This is a genomic window from Enterococcus hulanensis (genome assembly GCF_005405485.1).
In the GTDB taxonomy this organism is placed as follows: Bacteria; Bacillota; Bacilli; order Lactobacillales; family Enterococcaceae; genus Enterococcus_A; species Enterococcus_A hulanensis.
In genome coordinates this window covers 106,426-126,767 of the sequence record NZ_BJED01000015.1, presented here as the reverse complement: position 1 = coordinate 126,767, position 20,342 = coordinate 106,426, and the positions used below count along the sequence as shown (strand labels likewise).

General features: G+C 38.6%; 23 protein-coding genes. 10 read left to right on the top strand and 13 right to left on the bottom strand.

Features of this window, described 5'->3' with window-relative positions:
* Nucleotides 1–118: 118 nt before the first annotated feature.
* From FFR60_RS16340 to FFR60_RS16315, 6 genes are all read right to left on the bottom strand, one after another.
* On the bottom strand, nucleotides 119–592 hold the full coding sequence (locus FFR60_RS16340; RefSeq protein ID WP_137664958.1) for a GyrI-like domain-containing protein: 474 nt from the start codon (nucleotides 590–592) through the stop codon (nucleotides 119–121).
* A gap of 56 nt (nucleotides 593–648) precedes the next feature.
* A complete protein-coding gene (locus tag FFR60_RS16335; RefSeq protein WP_137664957.1) occupies nucleotides 649–1,515 on the bottom strand; it encodes a helix-turn-helix transcriptional regulator in 867 nt (288 codons plus the stop codon).
* 87 nt (nucleotides 1,516–1,602) lie between these two features.
* The gene (locus FFR60_RS16330) at nucleotides 1,603–2,550 is read right to left on the bottom strand and encodes a sugar-binding transcriptional regulator (RefSeq protein ID WP_137664956.1); all 948 of its coding nucleotides are present in this window, start codon (nucleotides 2,548–2,550) and stop codon (nucleotides 1,603–1,605) included.
* Nucleotides 2,551–2,686: 136 nt separating this feature from the next.
* Entirely contained in the window at nucleotides 2,687–3,286 is a 600-nt protein-coding gene (locus FFR60_RS16325; RefSeq protein ID WP_137664955.1) for a class I SAM-dependent methyltransferase, read from the bottom strand.
* Between the two features lie 4 nt (nucleotides 3,287–3,290).
* Nucleotides 3,291–3,872 carry an SGNH/GDSL hydrolase family protein gene (locus tag FFR60_RS16320; protein ID WP_137664954.1) on the bottom strand — a complete coding sequence of 194 codons (582 nt, stop codon included), beginning with the start codon at nucleotides 3,870–3,872 and terminating at the stop codon, nucleotides 3,291–3,293.
* A gap of 55 nt (nucleotides 3,873–3,927) precedes the next feature.
* Nucleotides 3,928–4,506, bottom strand: a complete 579-nt coding sequence (locus FFR60_RS16315) for a GrpB family protein (RefSeq protein WP_137664953.1) — start codon at nucleotides 4,504–4,506, stop codon at nucleotides 3,928–3,930.
* A gap of 367 nt (nucleotides 4,507–4,873) precedes the next feature.
* Between FFR60_RS16315 and coaA the strand changes: the two genes are divergently transcribed.
* Entirely contained in the window at nucleotides 4,874–5,797 is a 924-nt protein-coding gene (coaA, locus tag FFR60_RS16310) for a type I pantothenate kinase (RefSeq protein WP_088933756.1), read from the top strand.
* A gap of 55 nt (nucleotides 5,798–5,852) precedes the next feature.
* Nucleotides 5,853–7,421 (top strand): glutamine-hydrolyzing GMP synthase, encoded by a 1,569-nt coding sequence (gene guaA / locus FFR60_RS16305; RefSeq protein ID WP_137664952.1) that lies wholly within the window; start codon nucleotides 5,853–5,855, stop codon nucleotides 7,419–7,421.
* A 151-nt stretch (nucleotides 7,422–7,572) separates the two neighbouring features.
* On the opposite strand, the gene FFR60_RS16300 is transcribed toward guaA, so the two are convergent.
* On the bottom strand, nucleotides 7,573–9,588 hold the full coding sequence (locus FFR60_RS16300; protein ID WP_249355025.1) for an RNA-directed DNA polymerase: 2,016 nt from the start codon (nucleotides 9,586–9,588) through the stop codon (nucleotides 7,573–7,575).
* Between the two features lie 283 nt (nucleotides 9,589–9,871).
* On the opposite strand from FFR60_RS16300, the gene FFR60_RS16295 reads away from it, so the two are divergent.
* Nucleotides 9,872–10,990: an RNA-directed DNA polymerase gene (locus tag FFR60_RS16295; protein WP_137664950.1), complete on the top strand. Its 1,119-nt coding sequence runs from the start codon at nucleotides 9,872–9,874 to the stop codon at nucleotides 10,988–10,990.
* A 263-nt stretch (nucleotides 10,991–11,253) separates the two neighbouring features.
* Here FFR60_RS16295 and FFR60_RS22990 read toward each other — a convergent pair whose 3' ends face one another.
* The 4 genes from FFR60_RS22990 to FFR60_RS16280 form a co-directional block, all read right to left on the bottom strand.
* Nucleotides 11,254–11,430, bottom strand: coding sequence for a hypothetical protein (locus FFR60_RS22990; RefSeq protein ID WP_249355024.1), 177 nt, complete (start codon nucleotides 11,428–11,430; stop codon nucleotides 11,254–11,256).
* Nucleotides 11,420–11,620: a hypothetical protein gene (locus tag FFR60_RS22985; protein WP_249355023.1), complete on the bottom strand. Its 201-nt coding sequence runs from the start codon at nucleotides 11,618–11,620 to the stop codon at nucleotides 11,420–11,422. Before FFR60_RS22985 ends, FFR60_RS22990 begins: the two co-directional genes overlap by 11 nt.
* Nucleotides 11,621–11,626: 6 nt before the next feature.
* The gene (locus tag FFR60_RS16285; RefSeq protein ID WP_137664949.1) at nucleotides 11,627–11,806 is read right to left on the bottom strand and encodes a hypothetical protein; all 180 of its coding nucleotides are present in this window, start codon (nucleotides 11,804–11,806) and stop codon (nucleotides 11,627–11,629) included.
* A 579-nt stretch (nucleotides 11,807–12,385) separates the two neighbouring features.
* Complete coding sequence (locus FFR60_RS16280; protein WP_137664948.1) at nucleotides 12,386–12,781, bottom strand: VOC family protein; 396 nt, start codon at nucleotides 12,779–12,781, stop codon at nucleotides 12,386–12,388.
* Between the two features lie 488 nt (nucleotides 12,782–13,269).
* Between FFR60_RS16280 and FFR60_RS16275 the strand changes: the two genes are divergently transcribed.
* The 4 genes from FFR60_RS16275 to FFR60_RS16260 all read left to right on the top strand — a co-directional run bounded on the left by FFR60_RS16275 (nucleotide 13,270) and on the right by FFR60_RS16260 (nucleotide 17,023).
* Nucleotides 13,270–14,655, top strand: a complete 1,386-nt coding sequence (locus FFR60_RS16275; protein ID WP_171004958.1) for an APC family permease — start codon at nucleotides 13,270–13,272, stop codon at nucleotides 14,653–14,655.
* 3 nt (nucleotides 14,656–14,658) lie between these two features.
* The gene (locus FFR60_RS16270; protein WP_137664947.1) at nucleotides 14,659–16,269 is read left to right on the top strand and encodes an amidohydrolase; all 1,611 of its coding nucleotides are present in this window, start codon (nucleotides 14,659–14,661) and stop codon (nucleotides 16,267–16,269) included.
* Between the two features lie 164 nt (nucleotides 16,270–16,433).
* Nucleotides 16,434–16,709 carry a CD3324 family protein gene (locus FFR60_RS16265; RefSeq protein WP_137664946.1) on the top strand — a complete coding sequence of 92 codons (276 nt, stop codon included), beginning with the start codon at nucleotides 16,434–16,436 and terminating at the stop codon, nucleotides 16,707–16,709.
* A 161-nt stretch (nucleotides 16,710–16,870) separates the two neighbouring features.
* Nucleotides 16,871–17,023 (top strand): hypothetical protein, encoded by a 153-nt coding sequence (locus FFR60_RS16260; protein ID WP_171004957.1) that lies wholly within the window; start codon nucleotides 16,871–16,873, stop codon nucleotides 17,021–17,023.
* Between the two features lie 69 nt (nucleotides 17,024–17,092).
* Here FFR60_RS16260 and FFR60_RS16255 read toward each other — a convergent pair whose 3' ends face one another.
* Nucleotides 17,093–17,953: a VOC family protein gene (locus FFR60_RS16255; RefSeq protein WP_137664945.1), complete on the bottom strand. Its 861-nt coding sequence runs from the start codon at nucleotides 17,951–17,953 to the stop codon at nucleotides 17,093–17,095.
* Between the two features lie 251 nt (nucleotides 17,954–18,204).
* On the opposite strand from FFR60_RS16255, the gene FFR60_RS16250 reads away from it, so the two are divergent.
* Together FFR60_RS16250 and FFR60_RS16245 are read left to right on the top strand one after the other, a co-directional pair.
* Nucleotides 18,205–18,582, top strand: a complete 378-nt coding sequence (locus FFR60_RS16250) for a helix-turn-helix domain-containing protein (protein WP_088933762.1) — start codon at nucleotides 18,205–18,207, stop codon at nucleotides 18,580–18,582.
* 35 nt (nucleotides 18,583–18,617) lie between these two features.
* Nucleotides 18,618–19,109, top strand: a complete 492-nt coding sequence (locus FFR60_RS16245; RefSeq protein WP_137664944.1) for an AraC family transcriptional regulator — start codon at nucleotides 18,618–18,620, stop codon at nucleotides 19,107–19,109.
* A gap of 139 nt (nucleotides 19,110–19,248) precedes the next feature.
* On the opposite strand, the gene FFR60_RS16240 is transcribed toward FFR60_RS16245, so the two are convergent.
* The gene (locus tag FFR60_RS16240; RefSeq protein ID WP_137664943.1) at nucleotides 19,249–19,719 is read right to left on the bottom strand and encodes a MarR family winged helix-turn-helix transcriptional regulator; all 471 of its coding nucleotides are present in this window, start codon (nucleotides 19,717–19,719) and stop codon (nucleotides 19,249–19,251) included.
* 125 nt (nucleotides 19,720–19,844) lie between these two features.
* Here FFR60_RS16240 and FFR60_RS16235 point away from each other — a divergent pair, with 125 nt between their 5' ends.
* Nucleotides 19,845–20,282 carry a flavodoxin domain-containing protein gene (locus FFR60_RS16235; protein ID WP_088933765.1) on the top strand — a complete coding sequence of 146 codons (438 nt, stop codon included), beginning with the start codon at nucleotides 19,845–19,847 and terminating at the stop codon, nucleotides 20,280–20,282.
* The last annotated feature ends 60 nt before the right edge of the window (nucleotides 20,283–20,342 follow it).

Below are 20,342 nucleotides of genomic sequence, written 5' to 3'. Positions count from 1 at the left end.
TGTCTCTTACCCGCATAGCGGGTAGTTTATTTGTTTCGGACAAAATACGTCCGAAACTGGGCATCTAGGCCCATAAATAAAAGCCGCGACCCAAGTCGCGGCTTTTACTATCTGCTGCTTATTCGTACACTAACTCCATGATCGTTTCTTGCTGCTCCTCGGGAATTTCTTCATCGCTGAGATAATACTCATAAGAAATTCCGCTGAACTTCCCGCCGATTTTTTTGATCTCAGCCATCATTGCAAAATAAGGCTCTGTCATATCTTCATATTTACCGACATACAGTCCAGACATTGCCTTATAGGATGGGAGAAAATAGCTGTCGCTATCGATCTTCTTCGCATTTTCCACTTCTTCTGCTACTGGAAAACCGACCTCCATTTCAATTGCGGATTCATCTAAGCCGCCATGCTCATCCATATTTTTGAAGGAAACAAAGGGCGTGCTCAAAATTTTTATGTTTTGTTCTTGGATAAAACCTCCTAGTTTCATGAAGGTTGGTCCAATTACTTGCGGTATTTCCTCCACTTTTACAGTAAAGCTTTGTGAAAGAATCCATTGATCTGGTTTAACGATTGGTTCGAATTGCATAGTTAACTCCTCCTTTTTCTTTAGTCTAACGGAACAAGTTGCCAGAACATGTCATATTAAAAATGATTCTCGTAAAAAGAACCGACATAATTCAGTACTTTTTCGCGAATCCAGCTAGGTTCAAGGATTTCAACATTTTTTCCCAATGGAATCAGGAAACGATACAAATCATCGAATTCCGCAAAGGTCAATGACGCATCGAAACTACTATCCGCATTGTCTTTCCAATCAAAATCCGCAAACTCCGCATATTTTTTATAGGCGATCCGCTTACTAAAACGTAAACGAACGGTCAATTGCGGAAAAATCAGTACCTCTTCAGGAAATGAATAGTTGATCGGCTCTTTTAAAGCAACCTCTCTGATTTGTTTGAGGGAGAATAATCGCCATTCTTCTTTTTCCAATTCCCAAGCAAGCAGATACCAGGTCTGATACTTATACACTACCCGTTTTGGTGCTAATGACAACAGACGAGTCTGACCATATTCAGTATGATAGATACAAGTTATCTCACAATGATTGAACAGCGCCTCTTTAATCTGCTCAAAGGTCTGGCTGGTGATCTCCGTCTGACTCAGATCGACTTCCAACCATTCGCTCCAATCATAAACCGTCCCCATTTTTTCCAACAGCTCTTCTGTATCGGCTAAACCAACAGACTGTAATAAATGCAGCGCTAAGAATAGATCATCCTGCTCCTCTTTTTCAATCAAAGCATTACTGACATGGTAGGATTCATCTAGAAAAATACCGCCATTCCGTCCTTTATTCGCATAAACAGGCACGCCCGCCAGACTCAAGGCATCCACATCGCGATAAATCGTACGGACAGAAACTTGAAATCGCTCCGCCAATTCTTTTGCGGTCACCTGCTTGCGGCTTAGTAAAATTAAAATGGTTTGAAGCAAACGAATAACTTGCATAGCTTTTCCTCCGTAAGTATAAAAAACTTCACGAGCTTCATCAGCCGATCGCTGAAAAATTGCTTCGTGAAGTTCGTTTTGCATCGCTTATCTTTTCAACACTTCTCGTGCCGTTTCTTCTGTCGTAACTAAGACATTGATGTAACGGCCTTTTAGTGCACTGGCGATCGCATCTGCTTTATCGACAGCTTCGGCCACACCGATCCGGTACGGTGTCCGCTTCAAATCAGAGATATCGATCCCGATCATGCGATCATCTAAAGTATTATCAATGTGTTCGCCCTCAATATTATAAAAGCGCGACACCACATCACCAACAACTTTTTTTCCTTCTAAATAAGCCAGAACATCCTCGCCATAGAACTGCTTCCAGCTCTCGCTTGCCTTCAATGTTGGCGAACCGATCCCTAAAATGGCGATATCGATCTTCCGCCAATAATCGATCAATTCCTGATTGAACTCATTTTCCATCAATGCCTTCTTCAATGCGACCGTTTCAGGAAATGCCGGCGAATCAATTAATAATGCTCGGCCGTTCAGTTTCTTCGATGCTTCATACGCGATGGTGTTAACGTGATAGTCACTGATCAATCGGCCAGAAGGTCCGCCAATCATCGGTACACACAAAATATTTTCCACATCATAATTTGTCAGCCCCTCAGGTATCGCGGACATCGTTTCTCCCCATGAAAAACCAAAGATCATATCATCCTTGATGATCTCCGTAAGATATTCACCGACTCCTTGTGCTAATAATTTATCCTTTTGGGTACGGCTTAGATCCGCGCCGGCTTGAACGATGATAGCCTTTTCCAGATCGAATTTTTCCTGCAGCTCTTTTTCGATGCTGTAAGTTCCCGCCTTATCATAGTTGATGGAGATATTCACGATTCCTTCATTTCGCGAACGCTTCAACAAGCGGCTGATCGTACTGCGGTGGATATTCAATTCCTTTGAAATCTGGCTTTGATTTTTATCTTCTTGATAATACATTTCGGCAATGCGAACCAATAATTTATCTTCTTCTTTTTGCATACACTCGCTCCCCTTTTATCACATTTGTGAAAAACATGAGTCAATGTGATTATAGCGTTTCTTTCACTCCACTTGCAAGCCTTTTCCTTTTATGAAAAAATCCTGCTAGCCCAAAATCTGAACTAACAGGATTTTATTATTCCTTCACACTGCGAATAATATAGTAGCCTTTGTCTTTTGTCACGATCTCCGCGTTGCCGAAGACCTCTTCCATCTTGCTCTTCGCACTGGGGGCACCTTGTTTCTTTTGGATCACGATCGTCAGCGTGCCGCCAACTTTTAATAAAGGTTCTGCATCACTTAAAATTTGATGAACGACTTTTTTTCCAGCGCGAATCGGCGGATTACTGATAATCGCCGCGTACTCTTTTTGATGCAAGGTTTCATAAATGTTGGATTGATGGATATCTGCTTCGATCCCATTGCGCTTGGCATTATTTTGCGCCAACTCGACCGCCCGATTGTTCACGTCGATCATTTCAACTGGACGCTGTGTCTGATAAGCTAACGCCATACCGATAGGACCATAGCCGCAACCTACATCTAACAATGTTCCTTCAGGTAAATCCGCTGCTTCAAAATGATCGATCAAAACTCGAGAACCATAATCGACAGTATCGCGGGAGAACACTCCGCTATCGGTAACGAATTGAAAATTTTTCCCCGCTAACTCAAACGACCATTGATGCAGGTCGTGAGCTGTTTCGGGATTTTCGGAATAATAATGATTTGCCATAAACTTACCCTTCTGCTAATAATTTTTCTTTGATGTCTCGTGCAATTAACGCGCCTAAGAAATGGTAGCCTTCTGTGGAAGGATGAATACCATCGAATTTTTGCACAAACTCATTTGGTCTTGGATAAACGGTCATGTGATGATGAAGATCAAGCACGTTGACACCAACCTCTTCTGCAACTTGTTTCGCTTTTTCAGCATATCGTCGTTGGCGATCATTGTCACCAATCGGTAAAGTATCCGTATCAATATACCCAGTCGTCAGTAAAATCACTTTTGACGCATCGAAGGATTCGATGATCTCTTTGATATTTTCACCAAATTCCTCAACAGTATTTTTCTGCTTCAGCGAATCGTTGGTTCCAAAAGAGATTACCAAAAAATCGCCTTCTGCCTCTACTGCCTCATTGATCCGAGCCAATCCATCAGAAGAAGACTCTCCCCGATTGCCCAACTTGACTAAGTGATACCCTGGAAATCCCATTCCTGCCAGCTCATCAAGGATATATTTATCTAAAATATCGCTCGGCTCGCCATTCATCACGCCAGCCAACAAGCTGTCGCCAAATAAAACGATCTTTTTCATATATACCATCTCCTCTTACTAAACTTCTTTCTTATCATAGCACGAATGGCCGGATTTATTTAGCCATGTAGCGCGTCCCGAATTCTTCCCGCGCCTTTTGACTATATTTCTGTACAAATTCAGCTTTTGCATCAGTGTACGCATCGCGATTATGTTCATATTTTTCCTTCAACAACAATTTCAGCTCTTCATATTGCCGAGCAGCTTCCGGATATTTTTGCAAATAATCTCTAAAATAAAGTTCATCCCAATCACCCAACGCTCGCACATGCAAATGATAGACTTTTTCCGCAAAGCCAGTAAGTGTGTAGCCCTTGTTCAAATCCAAGGTTTGTTTTTCCTTGTCTTTAATCATTAAGATCCAACCAGCCTTTTGCAGCAGTGCCGTAACTTTTTCAAGATCATAGCCCTCCGGCAATTCCAGTAAAATGTCCACGATCGGCTTAGCGATTAATCCTTCAACCGACGTACTGCCGATGTGATTGATTCGCTGAATTTCGAACTCGGCCAAAAGCTTCGTTAAATTCTGCTGCTCTTCTTCAAACCAATCAGCATAATCAGCACGATGTTCCTTCAATATAATAGGAAACAATTCCCACAGTTCCTCCAGCGTCATTTCTTCAAGGTTTTTCATTTTGGCACCTGCCTTATTGAAATAGTTGCTTCTATAATACACTTTTTAACGTCGATTCTTAACATCTCACGAATTTTCGTGCCCGCAACTAAAAAAACAATGAAACTCCTACCATTACAATAGCTTTTTTATGTTTTTTTCGGCTAAAATGGGAGATAGCGTTTCTCAACAGAAAATTATTCGGATTTTCTTGGGAATGGGCAACTTTCTAACACTATTTTTATGGTAGAATAAGCGCAGTTATCAATGGATGACAACATCTCTCTTCGTAATTGCTTTGACCAAGTCGAACTGAGATACCTAGCAGAATGAAGATCAAACTCATTTTTCGCCTTTTGAAAAATGAATTCATTAGAAGGAGGTTATTATGAACGAAAGAGGGAACTATTTCCGGATCGCCCGTGACCAGTGGCAAGATTTCTACACACCGGGAAACACACCGTTGACGCAAGCAGAGCTTGATAATATCAAAAGTTTGAACGACCAAATCTCAATGAAGGATGTGGCCGATGTTTATGTACCTTTGTGTCATTTGATCCATCTTTATATGAAAGATTTTGAGTCGCTAACTTTAAGTAAAGGGTTGTTCCTGCATCGCTATGTAAAGATGCCGCCTTTTATTATCGGGATCGCCGGAAGTGTGGCTGTCGGAAAAAGTACCACCGCTCGTTTATTACAAACCTTATTGGACCGCTTATTCAAACATCAAACGGTCCAGCTGATCACCACAGATGGTTTCTTGTATCCGAACGCTGTTTTAGAAGAACGCGGAATCATGGATCGCAAAGGATTTCCTGAAAGCTATGACATGGAGAAATTGATCGATGTCTTAAATGAAGTGAAATCCGGCAAAGAAAATATTCCGATCCCAAAATATTCTCATGATGTCTATGATATCGTGGACGGCGAATATGAAATGATCGATTCTCCGGATATTTTGATTGTGGAAGGAATCAATACTTTGCAGCTGCCGGCCAACCAGCAAATCTATGTCAGCGACTTTTTTGATCTGTCGATTTATGTGGATGCTGATCCGAAGATGGTGGAAAGATGGTATTTGGAGCGTTTCGAATCCTTGCTGGATACCGCTTTTAAAGATCCGGACAACTACTATTATGAATATGCTATCGGGGATCGCAAAGCCGCCCTTTCGATGGCCCAAGATGTCTGGAAAAATGTCAACTTGAAGAATTTGGAAGAGTATATCTTGCCAACACGAGGTCGAGCTGATATTATCTTGCACAAGGCAAAGCATCATATCATTGATGAAATTTATTTGCGTAAATACTAGCTTATAAAGAAAGCTTGCTTTCTTTTATAATAAAACTTGAAAAGGGGTAATAATTGTGACAAACGTTTCTACCGAAATGACAAACGTAGAAAAGATCATTGTACTTGATTATGGTAGTCAGTATAACCAATTAATCACTCGTCGTATCCGTGAATTCGGTGTCTTCTCAGAACTTATGAGCCACCGCATCACTGCTGAAGAAGTCAAAGCCATGAATCCAAAAGGGATCATCTTATCAGGTGGTCCAAACAGTGTCTATGACGAAGGAGCCTTCTCCATCGATCCAAAAATCTTTGAATTAGGAATTCCAGTCTTAGGTATCTGCTACGGCATGCAGTTGATCACATATAACTTAGGCGGAAAAGTCGAACCCGCTAAAAATCGTGAATACGGTCAAGCAACCTTGGAAGTTATTTCTGACGATGCTGTCCTATTTGTCGGAACACCAAAAGAACAAACTGTTTGGATGAGCCACGGCGACTTGGTGACACAAGTTCCGGAAGGCTTTGAAAAAGTCGGCACCAGCAAAGACTGCCCGATTGCAGCGATCCAAGACACCAACCGCAACTTCTACGGAATCCAATTCCACGCAGAAGTACGCCATTCAGAATACGGCAACGACTTATTACGTCACTTTGCCCTAGATGTGTGTCAATGTAAAGGCGACTGGAGCATGGATAACTTCATTGATATGCAAGTCGCAAAAATCCGCGAACAAGTCGGCGATAAAAAAGTCCTGCTTGGCCTATCAGGCGGCGTGGACTCAAGTGTCGTTGGTGTGCTTTTACAAAAAGCGATCGGCGATCAATTAACCTCGATTTTCGTAGACCACGGTCTATTACGTAAAGATGAAGGCGAACAAGTAATGGAAGCACTAGGCGGAAAATTCGGCCTGAACATCATCAAGGTCGATGCCAAAGATCGCTTCTTAAACAAATTAACCGGCGTTTCTGATCCAGAACAAAAGCGTAAAATCATCGGTAATGAATTCGTCTATGTATTCGACGACGAAGCAACGAAGCTTGCTGGTGAAGAAGGCATTTCCTTCCTAGCTCAAGGAACGCTTTATACCGATGTGATCGAATCTGGTACAGAAACCGCTCAAACAATCAAATCACACCATAACGTTGGCGGCTTACCAGAAGATATGCAGTTCGAACTGATCGAACCGCTAAATACCCTATTCAAAGACGAAGTCCGCGAATTAGGAACACAGCTTGGTATGCCTGACTCAATCGTTTGGCGCCAACCATTCCCAGGACCAGGTCTAGGTATCCGTGTCCTTGGTGAATTAACAGAAGAAAAACTAGAAATCGTCCGCGAATCAGACGCGATCTTACGTGAAGAAATCGCTAACGCTGGTCTTGACCGCGATATCTGGCAATACTTCACTGTCCTTCCCGGCATCCGTTCAGTCGGAGTTATGGGAGACGGTCGTACGTATGATTACACAGTCGGTATCCGTGCAGTAACTTCGATCGATGGTATGACCGCAGACTTTGCTCGAATTCCTTGGGATGTCCTGCAAAAAATCTCTGTTCGGATCGTGAATGAAGTCGCTCATGTGAACCGGATCGTGTATGATATTACGAGCAAGCCGCCAGCTACAGTAGAGTGGGAATAAAGAGCCACTATAAATTGAAGTGAGAAAGCCTATTTTACAGCGTTTCTTGGAATGTAGAACGGATTAAAAACACTAAAAATCAAATAGTTTCCTGCCAAAAACCCTGCCAAGAAATTTTCTGGCAGGGTTGGTTTCATTTAAATTAAAAGGATTAATAATCACTTGAGTTATCTATTCTAGCCATATTAGAGCTTTTCTTAGCGATTTTCCTGACAAATGTTTCAGTCGTTGTATTCCAATCATAATATGAGTATCTAGTAATAGATTTCCAAATATCAAGTTCATCACCTATTATATTTCCTTTAGCATCTAAAATAGTTCTTTTGTATTCTTTCTTTAAAAGCTTGTCATATTTTTTTCGCAGGTTATTTCGAAATCCTGGATATTTTGAAAAATCATTTAAAAAATAAAAATATTCACCTTCAAGGATTGGATATTTTGCGCCCTTTTCTAAATAATCATATATTTTCTCGTCTATAATTGATTTTAATTTGTTTATTACAGTTATATATCTAGTATCTAACCTTGACAAATCATCTTCCAAAATATAATAAGCAATGCTACAACAAACAAAATATGAGTCCCTTTTTTCTGATAACACTTTACATAAAAAACTAGATGACAATTTTTTATTTAGGAGTTTCATAAGTATGAAAATGTCATACATATCCTCAATCTTTCCAATATTGTTTTTTAAAACCAGAAATAAGTGTTGAAACATTTTTTCTTGTAAATATTTTAAAGACTCAAGTTCTTTGTCTATCTCTTTTATTTTTTTCCCAATCTCTTCATTATTGCTTTTTGTTGAAGAGAGTTCTTTTCGTCTTATTTCATATTCCCGATTCAAGTCCTTAATTTGACCCAGCAGTTTAGCAAATATTGCAATTAGATAGTTAGTGCTTTTGTGGTTTATATCTAAAGTGAAAATATTAGTTATAATTTCCAAAATATTAGAAATCACATGTCGATGTTTATATTCTCCATCATAAAATATTGCTCCTCGAATAGTTTTCAGAAAGTAATTAATTGTTCTACTTTTAGAATTCGGGTACATTGCAATCAAATTTTCTATCTTAAAAAACAGATCATTCCACTGATTTTTTTCACCTTTATAGTCTTCAAATGCAATATTTTTTTTCACTGCAGATAGTAACTTATCAAATTCAAATTCCTTAATCACTCTCTTCAAACCAATTATCGAAGCATCGTATATCTCAAAAGGTTTTTCTTGCAATTCAGTTTTTCCGATATTTAAAGTCAAATTATACTTTTCTAATTCACTACGTAGGAACGACTGTAGTAACTCGATGTGCTCCTTTTTCGTTGCAAAGATAAAATAGTCGTCAATAAATCGATATAATGAATATTCCCTTTTATTTTGTAAACCACTTTTTTTTGCGAAAATCTCTAAATCAATATCAATTCGAGTAAAAAGTAATTCAGCTATTACACGAGAAAATTCTGGTCCTACAACCAAACCATGAGTTTCATTAAAGTTAATTTTTTGAGAAATTTTATCACTTGCATTTGGAAAAGAATTATCAACACCTCTATAATATTTGGCTAAAGACTTATCTCCAAATATTGCCCATGCTAAAGAATGTGTATAAATACTAGGAAAACATCTTTGTATATCTAGTTTTAAAAAAAAATTATATTTATATTTATCTCTATTAAATCTAGGTGAGTTATATAAATCAGTAATCTTCTTATATTTTCTATAAGAAAAGAAATTGTAAAATAGAATTTGATCTTCTTCACTTGTTACAGATAATTTTTCATTAAAACTATATTCTTCTTCGATCTTAGCTATCTCTTTTTTTCTAAGTTCAATATCCTTAATTTTAGGACGATTTCTCTTCATTGGCGATCTAACACTATAAGTCGAATTTTCACAAAAAGATAAAATCAATTGTTCATATCTGAGCATATAATCGAATGTTTGAATTTGTGCAATTGGGTGTAGAAGTCCTATTTTCCTTTTTTCATTCGAAGACTTAGGTATATGAAAAAAAAGAGGCACAGTTACAGATTCCAACAATTTACTACTGTCCCTATGAAGTTTCATTCTTTGTTTAGTAAAATTCATATATACTGCTTTATTAGAAAAAAGAATTGGAATTTCTTCTGGTAAGACATCCGTTCTCAAAAACAAATTTTTTTTCATGATGTTCTCCTTTAATACTTTAGTTGAAACATGGACGATTTTATAATAAAATTCTAATGTAATATGTTTCATATTATACACTAGCCTCCTTGTAGGTCTCAATGAGAACTACAATTCCAACCTTGATAAGTAGTTAATAGATTGGCTTCTTAAATTGCAGGGCGGAATACACACATGATGGTTACTCAATTAATTTGTAGCCAAATGCTTTAATCGAGCATTTACTCCTCACTCTTTTACTTGAGTGAGGAGAAGGAGTCTAGTAAAAAAAGGAGTTTTTCAATTGAAATCTATTCCTAAATTGAATAAGATCAATACTGGGCAACGAATTTTTTATAATCCCACAAAAAATGAAAAAAAAATATTTTTTGATATTAAAATAGAAATAGAAAAAAAATATGGAATTAGATTAGCTAGTAGAGAGCAAATCATAAAACAGCTTATTGAAACATTGACTCATGGAGATCATGAAAGCTATTTCCTTCCGAAAATAGACCTAAGAATCATCCGTTCGGACATTAAGAATTTTTTCCCTTCCATTAACAAGCATTCTTTATATAAAAAAGTATCGCAAGGGAATATGTTGTCTCTCTCCACGGTAGATATCCTAAAACCAATGTTTTTCTCAAGTGCTGTTTCTGGAATTCCTTTGGGCTTACCATTTTCAAATGCTCTCTCTGAAGTTTACCTAGAAAACTTTGATCAAGACATACGTACAGCTTTTAACCCCATTTTCTATTTTAGATATGTAGATGACATAATAATAATCAATTATAATAATAGTAGAATAGATTTTAATAACGATTTGAACATTCTAAGAGAAGTATTCAAGACTCATTCTTTATTATTAAACGAAACAAAAACTGAATTTTCAGTTTTCGAGAATAATAAAAAAATAAATTTTGATTACCTTGGATATCATTTCACCTCTGATAAAAATAAATTATCAATTAGCATCTCTGAAAGTAAATTCAAAAAAATAGCTAATAACATCAAACGAGATTTTTATAATTATAAAAGAAGCTCTAGATCAAAAAAACAATTTTGGATACTGTACTATAAAATAATGAACAGAATTTACGGAGTTACATCGATAGATAAATATGAGCGAAAGATGCAATTCGGTTTGGGCTTTACTTATAGATTTATTAATGATGATACCAAAATGTTAGAGCTACTCAATATAGTAAAAGGTCTGATTTTCTCTTGTAAATTGTCTTCCTACCAATGTTCAACATTACTTAGTCTTATTTCTTATAAGAAAACTCCTTTAGAGCTTCTTAGTAAACGATATGATTACACGAGATTAACTCAAAATCAATTCAAAATAATAAAGAATCGTCTTAATTTAAACACAGCAAGCAACAATATAAGTAGAATATTCTTTTCTATTTATAAATAAGCGAGCGTATTATAGTCCTTCATGTTAAAACATCTATCAAATACGGATAGATGTTTTTTATTTCTTAAACCACTCATGAACTTCATCTGGTGTCTTCTCCGCATATAACTTCATCAACGCTGGTCGCATAGCTTGAAATATCTCCACTAATTCTTCTCCACCAAAAAAATAGAAAATGGTTTATCCGTCATATCTTGTGATAAATCGGAGATCATCTGCTCCGTTGCTTTATCATCATCAAGAACATTGATCAATTTCCCAATTTAATATGCTTCTGTGAATTCAACCGTCCCTTTTTTTTCAATGTTGTCGATGCCCGCATCAACCATCTTGACGATTTTTTCTTTTTCACCGAACTTTATTTCACCACTCATATCAATAAAGTCGTTTATATCCGAAGCGATTATGACCGTGACTTCTTCCTTTTCTTTATCGGTCACTCCCCCTCAATTTCTCCGAACTCGCGACTTGTTCATCTACTATGTCAGATACATAGAGAGTCATTATCTCTGGCAGAATATCCGCAAAATAATCATCCATGAATTCTTCCATCGAATAGCCTACTTCATTTTCCCAAACCAGATTTTTAAAATCATAAGTCAAAAATTCTTCTTTGATCTTCCTCACCATATCCGGCTATTCCTTCACTAGCTCACCTTGTTCTGTTAAAGTCAGATAATCCGCGATATATTCTTCTATCTCTCCAAAATAAAACCAGCCAACAGACCTTCCGCTGATCTTAGCCACCTTTTCAATCACATCAATCGTTGCTAAATTATATCCTTGAAAATAAGAACTAATCGTCGGCTTCTTCAATCTAGGTCGGCCGCCAAACTCCGTGAAAGAGATATTAATTTCATCTTTGATCTGCTTTAATCGCTTTCCGGCTTTTATTTATTTGGTTGTAGTAATCTAAACATTTCTGATCCCTCCTATATGATTTCATATACAGCATACCGCGTATATATATATTCCGAAAAAAACTATTGATGCCGTATTAAAAATCGTAAAGATATTACCGATCAAATGACTAGCAACATCATTTTCGCTTTTTCAAAAGAGTCAAAAGTCGATTTTTAAAGGAATCAGGCAGTAAAAATATTACACTACCAAACCCCTGATAAGATGTATGTTACCTCTCAGGAATACTATTAAACCAATGTTTCCTGGCAGTTAACTTACACCTAGAGGGAATAAAAAGCGAACATAATATGGATGGGGAATACCAGTAAATCAACGTTCTTCAACTACTCAAAAATTGGTTTCCATTAAAGCTGCTATGCTTCCCTACAAAAAATCCTTTGTCGATAAAACGGCAAAGGATTTTTTTCATCATTAAAAAGTATAAACTTTTATCAGATCCGTAACCTAGCTAACCAGATTTGTGGAAACAGCTTAAACGACTATGATATTCCACACAATTCCAAACTTATCTTGAACGACAGTGTGCAGCGGACTGTAGAAAGTTTCTGTAGGCGGAAGGAATACTTCGCCTTTTTCTTTTAGCTCGTTATACATTTTTGTGCCTTCAGCTAAATCACTAGGATGTATAGTTAAATGGATGTTGTTTCCAGAAACAACGGGCTTAGAAAATTCATCTGCGAAGGTAAATTCGGTATCGAATAGCTCCATTTTTCCATGAAGGACATAATTGCTTACGTCTTCGGTGACTCCGTCAGGGATGTAGTCATTGTATCTAAGAATTTCTTTGTTTTTGCCAGAAAAAATCTTTTCATAATAATCCATCGCTTCTTCGCATTGTCTGTAAAAAATTATATAAGGTGTCACCATGAATATAGCCCTCCAAAATTTTTCTTCATTATAGCATGTTCAATAATGCTATCATCCAGCATTTCCCAATCAGAAATCTGATTGCCATACTCTCCTCTTCCATCTCTGAACTTCTTGTTACTATTTGAAAATCCCTCTTCTTAAATCCAACCTTCTCAAAACGTTTTTTTCTGATAGAATGGAATTATTAATCTATATAATCGCTTTCATTACTTTCAACGAATTAAAAAGGACTTACTGAAAAACATCTTGTTTAGCGAAACGAAATATTTTTTAGTAACGTTCGTAGTTATTTTTTCGTTAATTTAATAAAGTATCCTATTACCTATTTTCATCAAGACGTTGGTGTCGTTTTTAGGATCTAAAAAAGAGTTGTATTACTCAGGGAATTAAAACATTTAAGTTGAGCAGGCTGAGCTTTTGGTCTGCTTAATTTGAAATTGTTTTTTTCAGAATATTTGGACATTTACTTAAGGGGGAGTTAATGAATGGAGCAAGAGAAACATTTGCAGGAATTGAGTACGACAGAGACGGAGTTTAATCGGGAATTAGGCGTCTTTGGCGGGGTCAGTATTATCGGCGGAATCATGATTGGTTCTGGGATTTTTTATTTAGGGTCTTATGTTTTAGAACGGACTGGCATGAGTCTTGGTTTGGCTTTGCTGGCTTGGATCGTCGGTGGGGTAGTCACTTTATTGGCGGGATTATGCTATGCGGAGTTAGGTGTTAGTATGCCGCGGGCTGGCGGTTCGACGGTTTATTTGACCGAAGCGTTTCATCCGGCAGTCGGCTTTTTGCGGGGCTTTACGGATTGGCTGATCGGCGGTCCTGGTTCGATCGCTGCGATGGCGATCGCCTTACCTACTGCTATGAGAAGCTTTTGGACTATCTCTGATATGGAAGTGAAAATAATCGCGACATTCTTGATTATTTTATTAACGGTCTATAATTTATTCGGGATCAAACAGGGCGCCTTTTTACAAAATGTTTCTATGGTCGCGAAGCTGATTCCGATTTTGATCATTTTATTTGCCGCATTATTTTTAGGAACGGAGCAGCCGGATCTGTCGTTGATACCGAAGACGAATCCTGATGCGTCGTTTTTCGATATTATTCCTATGATCGCCTTCGCTACTGTCGCCAGTTTGTGGGCGTATGAAGGCTGGACAAACCTGAATTCTATGACAGAGGAAATGAAAAATCCTAAGAAAAACTTGCCTAAAGCCCTAATCGTTGGGATCGGCGGGATCACGATTTTGTATACTTTGTTTAATTTTGCAATTTATAAGGTGCTTCCTTATGATGCGATCGCGACGAACATTGAGAACGGGAACCTTTATCTAGGTACTGAAGCGGCTAGAAGTGTGCTGGGCAACTGGGGCGGGATCATCGTATCTTTGGGTATGATCCTAGCAATGTTTGGCGGGATCAATGGTCTGATTATTGCGCAGCCGCGGATGTATTATGCGATGGCCGTTGAAGGGCATTTCTTTAAATCCTTCGCTAAACTGCATCCGAAATATAAAGTACCAACCGCATCTATCTTGGTCCAAATGCTTCTTTCGATTGCCTTGGTCTTTTCACGCAACTTGGATCAATTAACTTCCTTAGTTGTGTTTACCGCGATGCTGTATAATCTCTTGACGATTATTGCTGTCTGGGTAATGCGCAGACGTTATCCTGAATTGCATCGGCCGTATCGCGTAGCTGGATATCCTTGGACTGTCTTGATCACTGCGGTTTTATTTATCGGACTGCTGATCAATACATTTACCGAAGATAGTCAAAATGCGATTCTAGGTATGGGTGTGCAGGTGCTTGGAATCTTGGTGTATTGGTATTTTGATCGACAACTTAAAAGAAAGAAGGCATAACGGATGAAAAAATTATTTACCGGCGGAAAATTTTATGTTGCTAGAGATGAGTTCGCAGAGGCAGTGTTGGTTGAAGACGATCGCATTCGTGCCGTTGGCAAAAAAGCCGATCTGCAGGAGTTAGGCTATGATGAGGTTATCGACCTGACTGGAAAAACGATCATTCCAGGTTTGAATGATTCCCACTGCCATATTTCTTGTGTCGGTGCTGCGTATTTACAGGTGGATTTATCCAGCTGCCGTTCAATCGAAGAAATCATCGAATTAACAAAAGAGTTCATCGCAAAAAATCCTGAGTTGACTAAAAATGGTGTCCGAACGATGGGCTGGAATCAGGACTTGTTTACCTCTGGAGAAAAAAGAGTGCTGAATGTCCATGATGTCGATCAGATTTCTACGGAGATTCCAGTTATTTTGGAGCGAGTATGCGGCCATATTTGCGCGGTCAATTCTAAAGCGCTGGCGATGAAAAATATCACAAAAGACACGCCCCCTCCTCGCGGCGGAACGATCGAATGTGATGAGGATGGAAATCCAAATGGAGTGCTAACGGAGAATGCCGTTCAATGGATCGAAGAAATCATTCCGAGCTACACATCTGAGGAAAAGATTCAGTTTATGACCAAGGCATTGAACTATGCGGCTAGCGTCGGTCTAACGAGTGTGCAATCAAATGACATCGCTGCGCCGAATACGTATGGTGATTTTGATTCGATTCGCGCCATCTATGAAAAGGATTTGACGAAGGTTCGTTATCGTCATCAAATCTGTGCCTATTCGCCAGAGGAAATGGACCAGATTATCAATGTAGAATCACTGCAGCCGATCTATCAAGAGGAATATTTGAAATTAGGTCCGATTAAAATGTTTAAAGACGGTAGTTTGGGTGCAAAGACGGCTATGATGCGGGATGGTTATCTGGATGAGCCGGACAATCATGGCGTTTGCGCATTGGAGTATGATTTGCAGGTTGAATTAGTGAAAGCCGCAAGCCAGCGTGGATTGCAGGTCGTGACTCATGTCATCGGTGATGAAGCGATCGCTGAAACAGTGGCTGCTTATCAAGAAGGCTTTATTGATGGAAAAAATAAATTGCGCCATGCTTTGATCCATTGCCAAATCACGGATCGACCATTATTACAGGAAATCGCAGATAAAGACATTTCTGTCTTTTTCCAACCAATTTTCTTAGACTACGATCTGCAGATTCTGGAGGATCGTGTGGGTAAAGAGTTAGCTCGTACGTCTTATGCGTTTAAGACATTAGCGGAGTTAGGCGCACCGATTGGTTATGGGACGGATGCACCTGTCGAAGACTTGAATCCCTTCCCGAATATTTACGCGGCGGTCGCACGAAAGAATCAACAGGGTCAACCAGAGGAAGGCTTCTACCCAGAAGAATGTGTCGATATTTATACCGCCATCGATGCTTATACGATCGGGTCAAGCTATCTGGAATTTAAAGAGAACGAAAAAGGACGAATTACTAAAGGCCACTTGGCAGACTTTACTGTTTTAGACGAAGACATTTTTGAAATAGATACCGAAGAAATCAAAAACATTCAGCCAAGAATGACTGTCATCGGTGGCGTTATTGTCTTTGAACGTAACTAATAGAATGCAACGGTTGCTCACAGTTGATATGCTATAATTTAACTAGTACCAGAAAGGAGCATTATCATGGGAGTAATTATTTTAGAAGCCTAGCAAAAGCTTGGCAGGAATGCTTGAATAGCTTTTGCTGAATCCTAAAGATTATTTTATTAGGAGGATAAGAAATGGCTTATCAAAACGCATTCGAACTTCTACCAGAGGAAATCGTAAAAGAGATCCAAAAATATGTGAATGGTACCGTCCTTTATATTCCAAAGAGACCAAAGGACCGCTTGCCCTGGGGCAGCAAAACTGCTAGTAAAGAAATGCTTCAGCGACGAAACCAACAAATCTATCAGGAATATCAGATGGGAAAAAGTACGCGTGAGCTGGCTGGCAGCTATTATTTGGATATCAAGAGTATCCAGCGAATCATTCGCACAATGAAAAAACGATGTTAAGAAAGAGCCGACTTCAGGCTCTTTCTTTTTTTATATAAAAGAGCGTTCCTCCGTCTACGGATTTCTCTTTTATACTAAAGGTAGAACAACGAAAGGATTTGATTCAGATGAGATTTATTACGGATTGCTAATCGCAAATTTCACTGAAAGGAGGAATCTTCATGACACAGTCAAAGGCGAAGCTGGAGGATTTGCTTCATGAGAAGAAAAAAAGAGCGTTCGAACGCTCGCAGCAGCACTCTAAAAATAAAGTGTCGGGAAAACAAAATGTTCCCCATGTACAAAATAAACGCGGCCGACCATTATCAAAATGATCGATCACGTGTTGGTAACTAACAGAGGCTGAGCCATTCATTTAGTAGGAATGGCTCAGCCTCTTATTTCTATTTCTCAAACTTCAGCTTAATTCCATTTGGATCAACGAGCCATAAACTGCCGCTCTCATCCTTGGTATATTCTATCTGGTTATTCCAGTGATTTTCTAAACGATCCAGCTCGGCTTGATCTGGTACTAAAAAGCTGAAATAATCTAATCCTAAGTCCTGCTCTGTCATCGCCGGAATATTTTTTCCCATCCAGATGTTGGACCCGACGTGATGATGGTAATCCCCCGTGGCAAAAAATTTGGCTTGATGCCCAAAATTATTTTTCAAGGATAAGCCTAAGACTTCGGTGAAAAATTTTTCTGTTTGGTGCAGATCGGCTACTTTTAAGTGAACGTGTCCGACCGTCGTCCCCACTGGAAATCCTTCCCAAGTACCGTCACCCGCAGCAACCACTCCTTCTGCATCCATCTCAAGTGTGATACCTACGATCTCACCATCTTCACGAATATCCCACTCGCTTCGTGGTTTGTCATGGTAGACTTCGATGCCATTGCCCTCTGGATCATTGAGATACAAGGCTTCACTATAGCCGTGATCGCTGGCGCCGATTAAAGGGGCGTTGGTTTGTAAATAGTGGCGTAGGGTATTGCCCAGATCCTTACGACTTGGCAATAAGAAAGCCACATGGTACAAGCCTGTTTTTGGTGTCACCGGCAGAGGGTTCTGTACTTTATGCAATTCTAGTAAAACTGTATTGCCGATGCCTAAAGTACTTTGAGCTGCGGTCTGGTCTAAAATTTGTAAGCCAATCACTTCTTGGTAAAAATGGGTCATTTTTTCTAAGTCTGCTACTTTCAAGGCTACTCGTCCGATGTGGGCAGCGGCGTTTAATTGAAAGGTTGGAATAATCACTGTCATGGTAAATCCTCTTGAATGAGATAACTCAAGTGAAGTCTCTCTATTAGTTTCTTGAGTTCACCATAACATCTTACTATTTGTAAGTAAAATTTCCAGCTTATCATTAATCTGTTATCCGTTAAATAAGTTAAAAAAATGATCTTCTTTACCTAAACAAAAGAAGAACGATCCTTTCCAACTTTTTTTATTTCGAAAAAGGAGGATAGTCTTCTATAATGGAATAAAGAAATCACTTAAAGGAGAGCAAGGTTGTGGAAGAGTCAACAGAACAAAGCTATATACGGTTAATCAATAAAACCGAAGATTACATTGAACGACATCTCGCAGAGCCAATATCTTTAAGCGATCTAGCTAATAACGCTCACTTCTCAGCGTTTCATTTCCACCGAATCTTTAAAAAATATTCTTCCGAAACATTGAAGGAATTTGTAACAAGATTCAAGTTAGAGCGTGCAGCTATTTTTCTATCTGTCGCTTCCTCCATCTCACTAACCGAAATTGCTTTGAAATATGGGTATAACGATGCCAGTTCTTTCAGCAGAGCTTTCAAAAAACATTTCGGAATCAACCCCTCAAACTATCGGAAACAGCAAGAAATGACAAGAGGTTTCAATAAAAGCATGAAATAATGGAGTTATTCTTAACGAAGATGGAGGGCGTAAAAATGATTGAACCTACAAGTATTACAACAGAAAGCTTAGATGACTTGAGAATCATCTATATTCGTTTCAGAGGAAGCTACGCGGAATTCAGGAAGCAAAGCCGAAAACTGTTTAACGAACTTTTTCAATTCGCAACAGAAAATAATCTCATCATCCCAAATAAAACCAAGGTACTAACAATCTACGATGATAATCCATTTATTACAGATGAGAAGAACCTGCGGACAAGTGTAGCCATGACTATCCCAAACGATGCAGTAGTAGAAGAGCGCGGCAATATCTGTTTGTCTAGTATCTCAGGCAAGTTCGGAGTGGGGCATTTTGAATTATCCGCAAAAGAATACGGGGATGCTTGGCAATACATGTATCAAGAATGGCTCTTTAAAGACGAAAAAAAGGCGCGCGATGCTGTACCTTTCGAACTATTTGTAACTGAACCGCCGAAAAATTTTAAGGATAGGAGCTTTACCGATATCTATATTCCAATAAATTGATTCTACGGTTTCCAGTTCCTCATGAATTTTTTTTAAGCGAGAAAGAGCTGGCTTCCTCTTGTTCAACAAGGGAAGCCAGCTCTTTGAATTATACGATCTATTATTTAGGTCACGTTGCTACCCTACACTAACGATCGGACTAAAGCTTCAGATCTTTTACCTGCTGCTTGGATTCTTCTAACACATCGCTTGCTTTTGACAAAAAATCAATGATCTGAGCTCTGGTTGTTTCATCATAGGATTGGATCAGCGCTAACATTGATTCATTCAGAGGTTCATAAAGTGTCTGAACATCTTTACGTTCGTCATAGATCGGAACGATATTCACCTTCCGTCGGTCTTTAGTGTCCAGCTCTCTTTTGACGAAGTTCGCCTTTTCCAAACGGTCAATTAATGCGGTGACTGATCCGGTCGATAAACTAGTGCGTTTGGCAAGCTCCCCTGCTGTGATTGCTCCTGTCTCCTCCAATATCTGAATCGTAATAAAATCATAGTTGGAAATATGAAGTGCAGAGGCGATTTGCTGCTGATTTAAAATGTTCTTCACACCGAACTTTCTAAGTGTTTTCGTAAATTCTTGATAGTCGTCTGGTTGTTGATTTATTGACATTATCAATTCTCCATCCTATACTGATTTTATCTCGTTTATCAAGATACTCTTCAAAAGAGATAAACTTTTTTTATCTTATCAAATCTTCTTGAAAATAGCAAAGCGGGGCTTAGAAAGGATTCAGCTTGAAAACAATTATTGTGTATGCGACCAACAGCGGTGCAAGCTTCGAATGTGCAAAACTTATCCAAAAGGAGCTTCCTGCTTGCGATCTCTATAACCTAGAAACAGACTCCTTTAATTTACAGGACTACGACAGAATTATTTTAGGCGCTGGTGTGAAAAATAATACCATCTATAAACCAATGAGGGATTTTTTGAAAGAAAATTTGGCGGTGCTGCTGACAAAAGAGTTGGCGCTTTTTATTTGTAATGGAAAACCTAAATCAGTCGAGGAAATTCTCAATAAAGTCTTTAAACCAGAGCTGCGTGAACACGCCCTATTTGCAGAATCATTTGGCGGGTATAAGCAGCACTGGCTTCCCTTAAAAGAAGACCAAGAATTAAGAGGAATCGACATTCAAAAAATAGAGGCAGCGATAAGCTTGTTAAAAGAAACGTAAGCCCCTGCTTCAAAAAGAGTTATAAAGAATATTCCTTTTCGATGCAAAGTCGCTTGGCTT

What these genes read in the sequence shown, in the direction of transcription:
- FFR60_RS16340 (WP_137664958.1), bottom strand. Translation starts at nt 592, where the DNA reads ATGCAATTCGAACCAATCGTTAAACCAGATCAATGGATTCTTTCACAA.
- FFR60_RS16335 (WP_137664957.1), bottom strand. Translation starts at nt 1,515, where the DNA reads ATGCAAGTTATTCGTTTGCTTCAAACCATTTTAATTTTACTAAGCCGC.
- FFR60_RS16330 (WP_137664956.1), bottom strand. Translation starts at nt 2,550, where the DNA reads ATGCAAAAAGAAGAAGATAAATTATTGGTTCGCATTGCCGAAATGTAT.
- FFR60_RS16325 (WP_137664955.1), bottom strand. Translation starts at nt 3,286, where the DNA reads ATGGCAAATCATTATTATTCCGAAAATCCCGAAACAGCTCACGACCTG.
- FFR60_RS16320 (WP_137664954.1), bottom strand. Translation starts at nt 3,872, where the DNA reads ATGAAAAAGATCGTTTTATTTGGCGACAGCTTGTTGGCTGGCGTGATG.
- FFR60_RS16315 (WP_137664953.1), bottom strand. Translation starts at nt 4,506, where the DNA reads ATGAAAAACCTTGAAGAAATGACGCTGGAGGAACTGTGGGAATTGTTT.
- coaA (WP_088933756.1), top strand. Translation starts at nt 4,874, where the DNA reads ATGAACGAAAGAGGGAACTATTTCCGGATCGCCCGTGACCAGTGGCAA.
- FFR60_RS16300 (WP_249355025.1), bottom strand. Translation starts at nt 9,588, where the DNA reads ATGAAAAAAAATTTGTTTTTGAGAACGGATGTCTTACCAGAAGAAATT.
- FFR60_RS22985 (WP_249355023.1), bottom strand. Translation starts at nt 11,620, where the DNA reads ATGGTGAGGAAGATCAAAGAAGAATTTTTGACTTATGATTTTAAAAAT.
- FFR60_RS16280 (WP_137664948.1), bottom strand. Translation starts at nt 12,781, where the DNA reads ATGGTGACACCTTATATAATTTTTTACAGACAATGCGAAGAAGCGATG.
- FFR60_RS16275 (WP_171004958.1), top strand. Translation starts at nt 13,270, where the DNA reads ATGGAGCAAGAGAAACATTTGCAGGAATTGAGTACGACAGAGACGGAG.
- FFR60_RS16270 (WP_137664947.1), top strand. Translation starts at nt 14,659, where the DNA reads ATGAAAAAATTATTTACCGGCGGAAAATTTTATGTTGCTAGAGATGAG.
- FFR60_RS16265 (WP_137664946.1), top strand. Translation starts at nt 16,434, where the DNA reads ATGGCTTATCAAAACGCATTCGAACTTCTACCAGAGGAAATCGTAAAA.
- FFR60_RS16260 (WP_171004957.1), top strand. Translation starts at nt 16,871, where the DNA reads ATGACACAGTCAAAGGCGAAGCTGGAGGATTTGCTTCATGAGAAGAAA.
- FFR60_RS16255 (WP_137664945.1), bottom strand. Translation starts at nt 17,953, where the DNA reads ATGACAGTGATTATTCCAACCTTTCAATTAAACGCCGCTGCCCACATC.
- FFR60_RS16245 (WP_137664944.1), top strand. Translation starts at nt 18,618, where the DNA reads ATGATTGAACCTACAAGTATTACAACAGAAAGCTTAGATGACTTGAGA.
- FFR60_RS16240 (WP_137664943.1), bottom strand. Translation starts at nt 19,719, where the DNA reads ATGTCAATAAATCAACAACCAGACGACTATCAAGAATTTACGAAAACA.